The organism is Deltaproteobacteria bacterium, from assembly GCA_016210005.1.
Taxonomy (GTDB): Bacteria; Desulfobacterota; Binatia; order HRBIN30; family JACQVA1; genus JACQVA1.
Map to the genome: position 1 here is coordinate 1 of JACQVA010000160.1, position 14,325 is coordinate 14,325.

General features: G+C 66.5%; 12 protein-coding genes. All 12 read left to right on the top strand.

Going from position 1 to position 14,325, the window contains the following annotated elements; all coding sequences use genetic code 11:
- The first annotated feature begins 195 nt into the window (after positions 1-195).
- Positions 196-3,726 (top strand): methionine synthase, encoded by a 3,531-nt coding sequence (gene metH / locus HY699_15705; GenBank protein ID MBI4517251.1) that lies wholly within the window; start codon positions 196-198, stop codon positions 3,724-3,726.
- Positions 3,727-3,780: 54 nt separating this feature from the next.
- Positions 3,781-4,671 (top strand): zinc ABC transporter substrate-binding protein, encoded by an 891-nt coding sequence (locus HY699_15710; GenBank protein ID MBI4517252.1) that lies wholly within the window; start codon positions 3,781-3,783, stop codon positions 4,669-4,671.
- Positions 4,668-5,432 (top strand): ABC transporter ATP-binding protein, encoded by a 765-nt coding sequence (locus HY699_15715; protein ID MBI4517253.1) that lies wholly within the window; start codon positions 4,668-4,670, stop codon positions 5,430-5,432. Before HY699_15710 ends, HY699_15715 begins: the two co-directional genes overlap by 4 nt.
- Positions 5,432-6,247, top strand: coding sequence for a metal ABC transporter permease (locus tag HY699_15720; protein ID MBI4517254.1), 816 nt, complete (start codon positions 5,432-5,434; stop codon positions 6,245-6,247). The genes HY699_15715 and HY699_15720 overlap by 1 nt, the downstream gene beginning before the upstream one ends.
- A 259-nt stretch (positions 6,248-6,506) precedes the next feature.
- Complete coding sequence (gene sucD / locus HY699_15725; protein MBI4517255.1) at positions 6,507-7,376, top strand: succinate--CoA ligase subunit alpha; 870 nt, start codon at positions 6,507-6,509, stop codon at positions 7,374-7,376.
- A 113-nt stretch (positions 7,377-7,489) separates the two neighbouring features.
- Entirely contained in the window at positions 7,490-7,909 is a 420-nt protein-coding gene (gene ndk / locus HY699_15730; protein MBI4517256.1) for a nucleoside-diphosphate kinase, read from the top strand.
- Positions 7,836-8,957, top strand: coding sequence for a 23S rRNA (adenine(2503)-C(2))-methyltransferase RlmN (gene rlmN, locus HY699_15735; GenBank protein MBI4517257.1), 1,122 nt, complete (start codon positions 7,836-7,838; stop codon positions 8,955-8,957). The genes ndk and rlmN overlap by 74 nt, the downstream gene beginning before the upstream one ends.
- 3 nt (positions 8,958-8,960) lie before the next feature.
- Positions 8,961-9,896, top strand: a complete 936-nt coding sequence (locus HY699_15740; protein ID MBI4517258.1) for a hypothetical protein — start codon at positions 8,961-8,963, stop codon at positions 9,894-9,896.
- 76 nt (positions 9,897-9,972) lie between these two features.
- Positions 9,973-10,839, top strand: coding sequence for an S-methyl-5'-thioadenosine phosphorylase (mtnP, locus tag HY699_15745; GenBank protein ID MBI4517259.1), 867 nt, complete (start codon positions 9,973-9,975; stop codon positions 10,837-10,839).
- 29 nt (positions 10,840-10,868) lie between these two features.
- Positions 10,869-11,771 carry a bifunctional hydroxymethylpyrimidine kinase/phosphomethylpyrimidine kinase gene (locus tag HY699_15750; protein ID MBI4517260.1) on the top strand — a complete coding sequence of 301 codons (903 nt, stop codon included), beginning with the start codon at positions 10,869-10,871 and terminating at the stop codon, positions 11,769-11,771.
- A gap of 41 nt (positions 11,772-11,812) precedes the next feature.
- Positions 11,813-12,799, top strand: a complete 987-nt coding sequence (locus HY699_15755) for a glycosyltransferase family 2 protein (GenBank protein MBI4517261.1) — start codon at positions 11,813-11,815, stop codon at positions 12,797-12,799.
- 540 nt (positions 12,800-13,339) lie between these two features.
- On the top strand, positions 13,340-14,325 hold a 986-nt coding region (locus tag HY699_15760; GenBank protein MBI4517262.1), incomplete at its 3' end, for a thiamine pyrophosphate-binding protein.

Genomic DNA, 14,325 nt, shown 5'->3' on the forward strand with positions numbered 1-14,325 from the left:
GACAAATTGCGTCCCTTTCGGCCATGGGCCTCGGCCTGACAGTACACAGTACTGTCAGACTGGTGAGGATTTGCCCGGTCGGCTGCACGTTACCCACAGATTTGTCGCACACCCGCCGGCCGCCGCCACGCCCTCCGGGCTGGAATTCCGCCCTCGGGCGTGATACGCGCGTATGCAGATGTCTTTATATGTACAATGACTGACGACCGCACCCCACTGCTGCAGCGCGCCTTGGCCGAACGCATTCTCGTGCTCGACGGCGCCATGGGCACCGCCATCCAGGCGATGCACCTGAGCGCCGGCGATTTCGGCGGCGCCGAATTCGAAGGCTGCAACGAGCACCTCGTGCTCACCCGCCCCGAGGCCATCCGCGCCGTCCACCGCAGCTACCTCGATGCCGGCGCCGACATCATCGAGACCAATAGTTTTGGAAGCACACGGATTGTGCTGGGGGAGTACGGCCTGGCCGAGCGCGCCTGCGAGATCAGCCGCGCCGCCGCCGCCATCGCGCGGGAAGCGGCCGCGGCCGCCTCGACCGCCGCCCGGCCGCGCTTCGCCGGCGGCTCGATGGGTCCGGGCACCAAGACCATATCGGTCACCGGCGGCATCAGCTTCGAGCAGGTGCGCGCGGCCTACGCCGAGCAAGCCGCCGGCCTGCTCGATGGTGGTGTCGATCTGCTGTTTCTCGAAACCCAGCAGGACACGCTCAATGTAAAAGCCTCGCTGCTCGGCATCGACGACGCTTTTGCCAGAGCCGGCCGGGCGCTGCCCGTGGTGCTGACGGTCTCGATCGAACCGATGGGCACGATGCTGGCGGGCCAGTCGATCGAATCACTGTACGTGTCGGTGGCACACCGCGAGCTATTGGCCATCGGTATGAACTGCGCCACCGGGCCCGACTTCATGACCGACCATCTGCGCACGCTGGCGGAATTGTCGCGCTTCCCGCTGGTCTGCTTCCCCAACGCCGGCTTGCCGGATGAAGAAGGCCGTTACAACGAGTTGCCGGCGCTGCTGGCACGCAAGCTCGAGCGCTTCTGCGCCGAGGGTTGGATCAACATCGTCGGCGGCTGCTGCGGCACCACCGCCGAACACATCCGCCTGATCGCCGAGATCGCCGCCCGCTATCGGCCGCGCCGGCCGGCCAGCGGGCGGCGTGCGGTGGTCTCCGGCATCGATACGGTGGTGATCGACGAAGACACCCGGCCGGTGATCGTCGGCGAGCGCACCAACGTGCTCGGCAGCCGTAAGTTCAAGCAGCTCATTGCCGCCGGCCGGCTCGACGAAGCCACCGAGATCGGCCGCCAGCAAGTGCGCCGCGGTGCCCACGTCCTCGACGTCTGCCTGCAAGACCCCGATCGCAACGAGGCCGGCGATGTCACCGCGTTCTTCGACCTGCTGGGTAAGAAGGTCAAAGCCCCGGTCATGATCGACTCCACCGATGCACGGGTCATCGAAGAGGCGCTCAAGCGCACGCAGGGCAAATCGCTGATCAATTCGATCAACCTCGAGGACGGCGAGGGGCGCTTCCAGCGCGTCGTGCCGCTGGCGCGGCAGTACGGCGCCGCGCTCGTCGTCGGCTGCATCGACGAGGACGCGCAGCAGGCGCAGGCCATTACCCGCGAGCGCAAGCTGGCCATCGCCCGGCGCTCGTATGAGCTGCTGACGAAAGAATACGGCGTGCCGGCGCCCGACATCATCTTCGATGCCCTAGTCTTCCCGGTCGGCACCGGCGACAAGAACTACATCGGTGCCGGCGTCGAGACCATCGAGGGCGTGCGGCTGATCAAACAGCACCTGCCCGAATCTAAGACCATCCTCGGGGTCTCGAACGTGTCATTCGGACTGCCCGCGGCCGGGCGCGAGGTGCTCAACTCGGTGTTCCTCTATCACTGCGTGCAAGCCGGCCTCGATCTGGCGATCGTCAACGCCGAAAAGCTCGAGCGCTACCCCTCGATCCCCGAGGCCGAGCGCCGGCTGGCCGAGGACCTGATCTGGTGGCGAGGCGACGACCCCATCGGGGCCTTCAGCGCGCACTTTCGTACCAAGCTGCCGAAGCCGACGGTCGAGCAGCGCCGCGATCTACCGCTCGACGAGCGCCTGGCGCTCTACATCCTCGAAGGCTCGAAGGACGGCCTGTTCGCCGATCTCGACGAGAAGCTCAAGACCCACCGCCCGCTCGATATCGTCAACGGCCCGCTGATGCGCGGCATGGACGAGGTCGGCCGCCGCTTCGGCGCCAACGAGATGATCGTTGCCGAGGTGTTGCAGTCGGCCGAGGCGATGAAAGCGGCGGTGGCCCACCTCGAACCGCACATGGCCAAGTCGGAGACGGCAGCCAAGGGGACCATCCTGCTCGCCACCGTGAAGGGTGATGTGCACGACATCGGCAAAAACTTGGTCGACATCATCCTCAGCAACAATGGCTTTCGCATCATCAACCTAGGTATCAAGGTGGCGCCGGAGGAGTTGGTGCGCTGTTGCAAAGAGCATAAGCTGGACGCGCTCGGTTTGTCCGGTCTGCTGGTGAAGTCGGCGCAGATGATGGTGGTGACGGCGCAGGACCTCAAAGCCGCCGGCATCAGCTGCCCGATCCTGGTCGGCGGCGCGGCGCTCTCGAGCCGCTTCACGCGCCTGAAGATCGCGCCGCAGTACGACGGCTTGGTCGCCTACGCCAGCGACGCCATGACCGGCCTCGACCTCGCCAACCGCCTGATGGAGCCGGTGCGGCGCGCGGAACTCGCGGCCAAACTCGCCCGTGATGCAGCCGCGCTGGCCGCCGAGAGCGCACAGCGCGCCGGCGGTGAAGCGGCCGTGCCGGTGCCGCGCGCGCAACTGCGCCGCGACCACGACATTCCCACGCCGCCCGACCTCAAGCTCCACGTCCTGCACGACTACGACCTGGCGGAGATCTTCACCTACATCAACCCGGTGATGCTCTACACCCGCCATCTCGGCTTCAAGGGCAGGTTCGAGGAGGCGCTCGCCGGCGGCGACGCCCAGGCCGGCGAGCTGCGCCGGCAGGTGGCGGCGGTCGAGGAGATCATGTTGCAGCGGCCCGACATCACCGCCAGTGCGGTCTACAAGTTCTTCCGCGCCGGCTCGGAGGGAGAAACTCTGCGCCTCCTCTCGCCCGACGGCAGCCGGGTGCTGGAATCGTTCCATTTCGGCCGCCAGACGGTGAACGACGGCCTCTGCCTCGCCGACTACACTCTGCCGCTCAGCGCCGGCCGCCCCGACTACGTCGGCCTGTTGGCCACCACGATCGGGCCGGGGGTGCGCGCCCTCGCCGAACAGTGGAAGGATGCCGGCGACTACCTCAGGTCGCACATACTGCAAGCGCTAGCGCTCGAAAGTGCGGAGGCCTTCGCCGAGCTGTTGCACCGCAAGCTGCGCCAGATGTGGGGCTTCGCCGACGACCCGGGTACAACCCTGAAGGATCTCTTCAAAGCCCGCTACCGCGGCCTGCGCGTCTCCTTTGGCTACCCCGCTTGCCCGCGCTTGGAAGACCAGGCCCAGCTCTTCCGCTTACTGGAGGTGACGGAGCGAATCGGCCTGCAACTCACCGAGGGTTACATGATGGACCCGGAAGGCTCGGTCAGCGCGCTGGTGTTCCACCACCCCGAAGCGAAGTACTTTTCACTCAGCCCCGACGACACCGAGCGACTCGAACGTGCCCTGGACGACGAGGAGCAGCCCGGCGGAGCGGCACGCGCTTTACGTTGACTTGGTGGCCGCCGGTCAGTATGCGAAATCACTTTCGCGATGAGCGACAGGCGGGTGAGCGGACAAGCAACCATAGAGAGGCGGCGCGCCGTGCTGGCGCTGGCCTGCGCGGTGGTGGCCGGCGCGGCCGTGCGGCCGGCAACGGCCGCCACCACCGTGGTGGCCACAATATTTCCCGTCGCCGACATCGTCCGTCAGCTCGGCGGCGCGAACGTGGCGGTACATACGCTGCTGCCGGGCGGCGCCAATCCGCACACCTTCGAGCCGACGCCGCAGCAGCTGCACGTGCTGGCGGGAGCTCAGCTGATAGTCCGAGTCGGTGCGGGGCTCGACGACTGGCTATTTAATCTGCTGCAAAGCGCCGGCAGCCGGGCGCGCGTGGTCAAGATCACCGACGGGCTCGACTTGCTCGGCCCGGCTGACTCCAGCCACGGCGATCCGCACGTCTGGCTCGACCCCATCCTGGTGCGCGACCACGTGGCGCCGGCACTGGCGCGGGCCTTGGGCGACGTCGATGCGCGCAATCGGGCAACCTACGAGAAGCGGGCAGCCGAGTTTGCGGCGGAGCTGACGCGACTCGACGGCGAGATTGGTAGCGCGCTGCGGGCAGTGCCCCGTCGCGGCTTTGTCGCGGTTCATCCTGCCTGGCGCTACTTCGCGCGCCGTTACGGCTTGGAGGAGGTGGCGGTGATTGAGGAATCGCCCGGCAAGGAGCCCTCGGCGCAGTCGATCGCCCGCATCGTCGAACGGGCGCGGGCGGGGCACGTTCGCGCGGTGCTTACCGAGCCGCAATTCACCGAGCGCACCGCCGCGGTAATCGCCGGTGAGATCGGCGCCGCGGTGGTTGTGGTCGACCCCATCGGGGGGGCGCAAGTGAGCGGCCGCGACAGTTACCTCGCGCTCATGCGCTACAATCTGGCGGCCTTTCTGAAGGCGTTGTCATGAGCGGGCCGGCGCTGGAGTTGCAGGACGTGGCCGTCGACCTCGACGGCCGCCGGGTGCTGTGGGACATTTCGTTTGCGGTCGCGCCCGGCCGCTTCCTCGGTATCATCGGGCCCAACGGTGCCGGCAAGACCACGCTGCTGCGGGTTATTCTCGGGCTGATCGAGCCGGCGCGCGGCAGTGTGCGGGTCTTGGGGCGGCCGCCCCGTCAACTCGGCCGGCGCATGCATCAGATCGGCTACGTGCCGCAGCGGCGCGATTTCGATCCGCGTTTTCCGGTGACGGTGCGCGACGTGGTGATGATGGGCCGCTCCGGCCACATCTGGCTGTGGGGCTGGGCACGGCGCGAGGACTGGGAGCAGGTCGATGCCATGATTGCCCTGGTCGGCCTGGCGGGACAGGCGGATCGGCTGATCGGCGAGATCTCGGGCGGAGAACAGCAGCGGGCGTTTCTCGCGCGTGCGCTCTGCACGCACACGCGGGTGCTGCTGCTGGATGAAGCCACTACCGGCCTCGACCTACCGGCGCAGCATGATCTATACGCCTTGTTGCTGCGCTTGCGGCGGGAATTGTCGCTGACCGTGATCGCCGTCTCGCATGACTTGCTCGCGCTCGGCGGGCACGCCGACGAACTGCTGTGCATCAACGGCACCGCCCATATTCACGGCAACCCGCGGATGGTCTTGCACAGCCACCAGCTCCGCGAGGCTTACCGCTGCGAGTTCGATTTTCTCTCCGAAGAGGCCCGTGGCGGGGTGCCGTGATGGAGTTCCTCAGCTACGGCTTCGTGCAGCGAGCGCTGGTGGCGGGCGTGCTGGTCGGACTGCTGTGCGGCGTGCTGTCGTTCTTCGTGGTGTTGCGGCGGCTGTCGTTCATCGGCGTCGGCATTTCCCACTCCGCTTTCGGGGGCGTGGCCCTCGGCGTACTCACCGGACTCGACCCGTTCGCACTGGCGGCGGTGGTGTGCACGCTGGTGGCGTGGGCCATCGGCTGGATCAGCCGGCGCGGACGCCTGCACGAAGATGCCGCGATCGGAATTCTGTTCTCTTCGGTAATGGCCATGGGGGTGGCGCTGCTCAGTCTCGCCCGGGACTACCAGATGGACTTGTTCGGCTATCTCTTCGGCAACATCCTCGCCGTGGCGCCGCGTGATCTGTGGCTGCTGGCGGCGGCGGCTGCCGGCGTGTTGGGGATTGTGGCGGTGTTGTTCAAGGCCTTGCTGTTCATGGCCTTCGACGAGGAGGTCGCCCGCGCCAGCGGCTTGCCGGTCGAGGCGCTGCACTATCTCTTGCTGACCTGCCTGGCGATCGCCGTGGTGGCGGCGATGCGTGTGGTCGGGATAGTGCTGGTCGAGGCCTTGCTGGTCATCCCCGCGGCGACGGGTTTGCAGCTGGCGCGCGGCTACTGGAGCATGCTGGCGGTGTCGGTGGTGAGCGCAATCTGCTCGGCGATCGGCGGTTTGTACCTGTCGTACGCCTTCAACGTCGCCGCCGGTGCGATGATCATCTTGGTGGCCAGCGGCTTCTTCTTCACCGCGTTGCTCACCCGGCGGTGGGGTGCGCGACAAATTTGTGGGTAACGTGGTTCGGTGTTATGGCCGTCATTCCCGCGAAAGCGGGAATCCAGTTTGGCGTTTGGCGCTATGGACAAGCAGTTCTGCGTTTACCCCTTTCGGCCATGGGCCTCGGTCTGACAGTACACAGTACTGTCAGACCGGTGAGGATTTGCCCGGTCAGCTGCACGTTAGCCACGAATTTGTCGCACACCCTCGGCGGGGGCCAAATTGACATAGCGGTACCCAGTCGATAGACCTGCCCCGCTGAGCGAAAGGACCTGTGGTGAGCATTCTGGTTGATCGAAACACGCGCGTACTGACTCAGGGAATCACCGGTGCCACCGGCCAGTTCCACACCCGCGCCTGCCGCGAGTACGGCAGCCAAATGGTCGCCGGCGTCACCCCGGGCAAAGGCGGTACCGACTTCGAAGGTATTCCGATCTTCAACACCGTGGCCGACGCCGTGCGTGAGACCGGCGCCAACGCTTCGGTGATCTACGTGCCGCCGCCGTTCGCGGCCGACGCCATCATGGAAGCCGCCGACGCCGGCGTTTCGCTCGTCGTCTGCATCACCGAGGGTATCCCGGTACTCGACATGGTCAGGGTGAAGCGCTTTCTCGAAGGCCGCACCACGCGGCTGATCGGACCCAATTGCCCGGGCATCATCACCCCGGGCCAGTGCAAGATCGGCATCATGCCGGGTTATATCCACCAACCCGGCAGCGTCGGCGTGGTCTCGCGCAGCGGCACGCTGACTTATGAGGCCGTGCACCAGCTTACCCAGCTCGGACTCGGCCAGTCGACTTGCATCGGCATCGGCGGCGATCCCATCGTCGGCACCACCCATATAGACGCGCTGGCGCTGTTCGAAGCCGACCCGCAGACCGCCAGCGTCGTGCTCATCGGAGAAATCGGCGGTACGGCCGAGGAGGCCGCGGCTGAGTTCGTTCGCACCCAGATGACCAAGCCGGTAGTCGGCTTCATCGCCGGCCAAACCGCGCCCAAGGGCAAGCGCATGGGGCACGCCGGCGCCATCATCGCCGGCGGCAGCGGCACCGCCGCCGAAAAGATCCGCGCCTTCGAGGCCGCCGGCATCCACGTGGCCAAGAGCCCGGCGGAGCTGGGCTCAACCATGCAAGCAGCCCTGCGCTAGTGCGTAAGGTTACCAACGGATTTAACGGATTAGGGCGGAGTTAGCACTGAGGCATCGGGAATCCCTTCCGGGAATCGGTTCAATCCGTTAAATCCGTTGTTGAGGAAGAAAACATGACCGAACGAACGCTTTCGATCATCAAGCCCGACGCCGTGCGCAAGCACGGGCTCGGGCAAGTCTTGGCGCGGCTCGAACAGGGGGGCTTGCGGGTGGTAGCCTCGCGCTTCATCCAGATGAGCGCCGCCGAGGCCGGCCGCTTTTACGTCGTCCACAAGGACCGCCCCTTCTACAAGAGCTTGGTCCAGTTCATGTCCTCGGGGCCGGTGTTGGTCTCGGTGCTCGAGGGCGAGAACGCGATTGCGCGTAACCGCGAGATCATGGGCGCCACTGATCCGGCCAAGGCTGCCGCCGGTACCATCCGGCGTGACTTTGGGACGGATGTTGAGCAGAATGCCGTTCATGGTTCCGACGCCCCAGATACTGCCCGCTGGGAGATCGCGTTCTTCTTCAGTCAGCTCGATCTCCTCGAGTGAGCCGCCACGCCCGGCGGGCACCGGCCGCACGCCACTGACGCCGCAGGCGTTGCACTGCTGGATCGCGGCGCGGGCGCTGCCGCAGTACCGCGAAAGTCAGATACTCACCTGGGTATACCATCGCCGCGCCCGCGATTTTGCGGCGATGAGTGAGTTGCCGCTGGCGCTGCGTGCAGAGCTGGCAGCCGAATTCGAGATTCCGCAGCTGGTGCCGGCCGCAGTTTCCCGCTCACAAGACGGCACGCGCAAGCTCCTCTTCCGCTTGGCCGATGGCCTGGCGATCGAAGCGGTGCTGATCCCCGAGCCCGGCCGTCTGACACTGTGCATCTCGTCGCAGGCCGGCTGCGGCATGGGGTGTATCTTCTGTGCTACGGCCCGGCTCGGGTTGCAGCGGCAGCTGGCGGTGCCCGAGATCGTCGGCCAGGTAATGGCCGCCGAGCGCGTGCTCGACGAGGGGGAGGAGCTGAGCAACGTAGTGCTAATGGGCATGGGCGAACCGTTGCACAACTACGACAACGTGGTGGCCGCGTTGGCGGTGTTGTCGGCGCCGTGGGGGCTGGCGATCAACGCCCGGCGAATCACCGTGTCCACAGTCGGGCTGGTGCCGCAAATGCTGCGATTGGTGCGCGAGACCAACGTCAATCTGGCGGTGTCGCTCAACGCCACCACCGACGAACTGCGCCAGCGACTGATGCCGGTGAACAAGAAGTACCCGCTGGCGGAGTTGCTGGCCGCTGGCCGCGCGCTGCCGCTGGCGCAGCGCCGGCGCATTACCTTCGAGTACGTCATGCTCGCCGGCGTCAACGACCGGCTCGCCGACGCCGGGCGTTTGATCAAGTTGCTCCACGGCATTCGCGCCAAGGTTAATCTGATTCCGTTCAATGCCTTTCCCGAGGCCGGTTTCGCGCGGGCGGACGACCATGCCATCGCGGCGTTGGCCGAGCACCTGCGCGCTGCCGGCGTACTGGCCACGGTGCGGCGCAGCCGCGGCCAAGATATCGAGGCCGCCTGCGGTCAGCTCGCCGCGCAGCGCGCGCCGCGCGTGTGAGTCGTGGCTGGGGTCGGGGTGGTGGTGAATCCCCACGCCGCGGGCAACCGCGCGGCGGGGAAACGCGCCGAGCGCTTTCGCAAGATCGTCGGCGATGACGGCTGGGTGCTGGTAACGCCCGAGGTGGCAGCGTTGGCGGAGACCGCCGCCGAATTGCGGGCGCGCGGCATCGACATCCTGGCGGTGTGCGGCGGTGACGGCAGCTACCTGCGCACGCTCTCGGCCGTGATTCGCGAGTACGGCAAGGCCCCGCTGCCGCTGTTCCTGCCGTTACGGGCCGGCACCATGAACACCATGATTCGCTCGCTCGGCGGCCGTTGGCGGCGGCCGGAACGGATGCTGGCGCACGTCATGGCCGACTACCGCCACGGCCGGACCCACGAGCTTACCGAACGGCATGTCCTGCAAGTGGCCGGTGAGCACTTCGGCTTCATGTTCGGCGCCGGCCCGATCGTCAACTTCCTGCGGGCCTACTACGCCGGAACCCGCCGCGGCCCGGCCAAAGCCGCTTGGCTCATCTTTCAGCTCTCGCTCTCGGCGTTGCTCGGCACCTCATTTGTGCGTGGCGTGTTCCAGCCGGTGGCGGCGGATGTCGATTGCGACGGCGAGCGGGTGCCGTTTCGTCGCTTCAACATCATCTACGCCAGCACGCTGGCCGACATCGGACTCGGCTTCAAGCCGACCTACCTGGCCACGCGCAAGCGCGGCTTCTTCCATCTGCTGGCCGGGCCGTTCGAGCCGCTGGAAATACTGCGCCGGCTGTGGCGCATCCGCCGCGGCTTTCCCACCGAGTCGGCGCAGCTCTACGACAATCTCGCCGAGCGCGTGGTGATTGAGTTTGCCGGCCCAACTTACTACATGATCGACGGTGACATCCTTGGTCCGGTGGCCGAGCTGACCATCGCCAGCGGACCGCGGCTGCGGATGATTCGCGGCTAGTTCTGCTGGCAGGCAGGCAACGCTGGCAACTGAGACGGAGCAGTTGGCGACTCAGCGGTAAATTACTCCGGTGGAGGTGAACGTGACGACGGTTGGCGTGATCGGCGGCAGCGGGTTGTATGAGCTGCCGGGTTTGGCGGAGGTTAAGTCCGTAAGGCTCACCACGCCGTTCGGCGATCCTTCGGACGAGTTCGTTTGCGGCACGCTCAACGGCGTGCGCATGGTCTTTCTGCCGCGCCATGGCCGCGGCCATCGTATTTTGCCGAGCGAGCTGAACTTCCGCGCCAATATTTACGGCATGAAGCAGCTCGGCGTGGAGTACTTGGTGGCGGTCGGGGCGGTCGGCAGCATGCGCCTGGAGGTCGCCCCGGGGCAGGTGGTGGTGCCGGATCAGTTCATCGACCGCACCAGCAAGCGGCCGAGCACTTTCTTCGGCAACGGAGTGGTGGCGCACGTCATGTTTGCCGATCCCTGTTGTGCGGTGCTGATGCGCGCGGTGGCCGAGGCTAGCCGAGCGGTGGGTGCGACAGTGCACGAGGGCGGCGCCTACCTCTGCATGGAGGGGCCGCAGTTCTCGACGCGGGCGGAGTCCGAGATGTATCGCAGCTGGGGCGCGACCGTGATCGGCATGACCAATCTGCAGGAGGCAAAGCTCGCCCGCGAAGCCGAGCTGTGCTTCGCCACCATGGCGCTGGTGACCGATTATGACTGCTGGAACCCCCACCACGACGATGTGACGATCGAGGATGTCCTGCGTGTACTGAACGCCAACGTCGCCCTGGCCCGCGCGGTGGTGGCGGACACCGTGCCCCGCCTGCCGGCGGCCAGGACCTGCGCCTGCGGCAGCGCGCTCAAGAACGCCATCATCACCGATCCTGCCCGCATTCCGGCGCAAGTGCGGGAGGACCTACGGCTCATTATCGGCAAGTACGTTGGAGCGTGAAGTGTGGCCCTGTTAGCGGAGATGAGTGCATGAGTATCGTCGTTGTTGGCTCGGTGTTTTTCGACACCGTCGAGACCCCCCACGGCAAGGTGGAAGAGGTCATCGGCGGTGCGGCCACCTATTTCGCCGTCGCCGCCAGCTTCTTCACCTCGGTGAAGATGGTGGCGACGGCGGGCGAAGATTTTCCGCCGCACGAGCTCGACTTCCTGCGCGCGCGCGGGGTCGATCTCAGCGGCTTGACGCTGCAGCCCGGGCGCACCGGGCGCTGGGTCGGGCGCTACCACGAGGACATGAACGTGCGCGACACGCTCGACTTGCAGCTCAACGTGTTCGCCGACTTCAAGCCGGTGCTGCCGGCGAGCTATCGCGACGCCCAGTACGTGTTCCTGGCCAACATCGATCCGCGGCTGCAGAGCAGCGTGCTCGATCAGCTCGCGGCCCCGGGGCTGGTGGGCTGCGACACCATGAACCACTGGATCGCCAGTGCGCGCCCCGCGGTCGAGCAACTGCTCGGCCGCGTCGATGTCCTCACCGTCAACGACGAGGAGGCGCGGCTGCTCAGCGGCGAGCGCAATTTGGTGCGTGCCGCCCGCCATATTCTCCAGATGGGCCCGAAGAGCGTGCTGATCAAGCGCGGCGAGTACGGCGTGATCCGCTTCGCGCCCGACTCGGTGTTTGCGATTCCGGCCTTTCCGCTCGAAGAGGTCTTCGACCCGACCGGGGCCGGCGATACCTTCGCCGGCGGCTTCATGGGCGAGCTCGCGCGTTCGGGTGACACCTCGGAAACCGGCTTGCGCCGCGCCATCGTTTACGGCAGCGTGCTGGCGTCGTTCTGTGTCGAGGACTTCAGCCTCGAGCGCCTGCGCACGCTGACGCACGAGGAGATAGAGCGACGTTACCGGCAGTTTGTCGCGCTGACGGACCTCGGGTGAAGAGGGCGTCTGACCGGCGCTAGGCGATGGCGGTGGCCATGATGCAGCTGTCGATCGTCATCCCGGTCTTCAACGAGGTCGAGAGCCTGGCGGCGGTACACGCCGAGCTGAGCGCGGTACTCGACCGGCTGGGCCGGTCGGCCGAAATCATCTACGTCGACGACGGCAGCACTGATGGCAGCTTCGCGGCATTGCGCGACTTGCATGCCGGCGATGCGCGCGTCGGCGTGCTCCAGCTCAGTCGCAACTTCGGACAAACGGCGGCGCTCGCCGCCGGATTGGCGCGGGCGCGCGGCGAAGTCGTGGTGATGATGGACGCGGACGGACAGAACGATCCGGCGGCGATTCCGCAGCTACTCGAGCGGATCGCAGCGGGCTACGATCTTGCAGCCGGCTGGCGTCTTATCCGCCGCGACCCATGGTGGAGCCGGCGCCTGCCGTCGCTGCTGGCTAACTGGCTAATCGGAATTATCACCGGCGTGCGCTTGCACGACTATGGCTGCACGCTCAAAGCCCTGCGCGGGGATCTCGCCCGCGGTTTGCGTCTGTATGGCGAGATGCACCGCTTCATCCCCGCGCTCGCCGCCGACCTCGGCGCGCGCATCATCGAGGTGCCGGTGAATCATCGGCCACGACTGCGCGGAGTGTCGAAGTACGGGCTGACGCGCACGCTGCGGGTGCTGCTCGACTTGGTGACGGTGAAGTTCCTCAGCAGCTATTCGACCCGTCCGATTCACGTCTTCGGCTTGCTCGGCTTGGCCTCCACCGCCGTCGGTCTGTTGATCGTCGGTGTTCTCGGTTTCGAGCGCCTGGTGTTCGGCGTCGAGCTGGCCGGACGCCCATTGCTCTGGCTCGGTATCCTGCTGAGCATCATGGGCATGCAATTCGTCACCATGGGTCTACTCGGCGAACTGCTGGTGCGGACCTATCACGAGTCGCAAGGCAAGCCGGTCTACCGCGTGGCCGCCGAACTGTTACACCAGCCCGCGGCCGGTGGCTCTAACGCAAGTGCCGCAAAGCTTGAGTGACTCAACGGACGGCGGTGTTAGCGCGAGGGGCGCCAAGGCGGCGCGTGCGAAAGCAAGCCGGCTGTGGTAGCGCTCGTTGGGCAAACCGCCGCGCAGTGGCGGCGCGAGGAGGACAGGTAATGGCGCACATCGACGGCGGCGAAATGCTCGTTCGCGTACTCGAACAGCACGGCATCAACGAGATCTTCACCCTCCACGGCGGCCATCTCGACGCCATCTATCAAGCCGCCCTCGATCATCGGATACGCATCATCGATACCCGGCATGAGCAAGCCGCCGGGCACGCCGCCGACGCTTGGGCACGCACTACCGGCCGGCCCGGCGTTGCCATCGTCACTGCCGGGCCGGGCGTAACCGACGTCGTCACCGCGGTCGCCAATGCCTATCTCGACTGCATCCCGACGCTGTTCATCGGGGGTGCCGCGCCGCTCGCTGATGCCGAGACCCTGCCGCTGCAAGGCGGCCTCGATCAGGTGGCGATGATGCAGCCGATCACAAAATGGGCACACCGCATCACCCATACCCATCGCCTGCCCGACCTTGTGGCTCAAGCCCTGCGCATCGCCACCACTGGCCGGCCCGGTCCGGTCTTCATCGAGATCCCCGTGGACGTGCTGTTCAAGCGCGTGCCGGAGGAGCAGGCGCTGTTTCCGGCTCGTATCCGGCCGGAGGCGATGCCGGGACCGAGTTCCGCGGCGGTGGCACGGGCGATCGCACTGCTGCAAGCGGCCGGCCATCCTTGCCGGCGGCGGCGCCTGGTTTGCCGGCGCCGGGGCAGAGTTGGTCGCGCTCGCCGAGCGCACCGGTATTCCCGTGTTCGCCAATTCGAAGGCCCGCGGCATGGTGCCCGACGATCACCCGCTTAGCGGCCGCGGCTTCATGGCCCTCGGTGCCGCTACGCAGATGGGGGCGGCGCCGGATGTGGTGTTGCTCGTCGGCACGCGGGTCGGGTTGTTCACCGGCGGTCGCAGCGAAATGATGATCCCGGCGGCGGCCCGGATCATTCAGATCGACATCGCCGGTGAGGAAATCGGCCGCAATCGCGAAATCGAGCTGGGCATAGTCGCCGACTGCCGCGAAGCCGTGCGCGCGCTGGTGGCGGCCGCCGGCGGATGTACCTGGCCCGATCGCAGCCCCTGGCAACAAACCATCCGCCAGGCGCGCGATTTCCCCAAGCTGATGTTCAGCGCGGCGCTCACCCAAAATACGGCACCGATTCACCCGTATCGCCTCGCTCACGCCATTGCGACAACAGTGGCGCCCAGCGCGATCATCGTCGCCGATGGTGGTGAGACCTCTTCGTGGATGGACATGGCGGCCGAGATTCGCCGTGGTGGGCACTGGTTGTCGCACGGCTATCTCGGCTGCCTGGGCGTTGGTATGCCCTTCGCCATGGCGGCAAAGGCAGCCCATCCCGACGATCAAGTCGTGTGTATCGTGGGCGACGGCTCGGTCGGGCTGAACTTTACCGAGTTCGATTCCATGGTACGACACGGACTGAACGTAGTAACCGTGGTCAACAACGA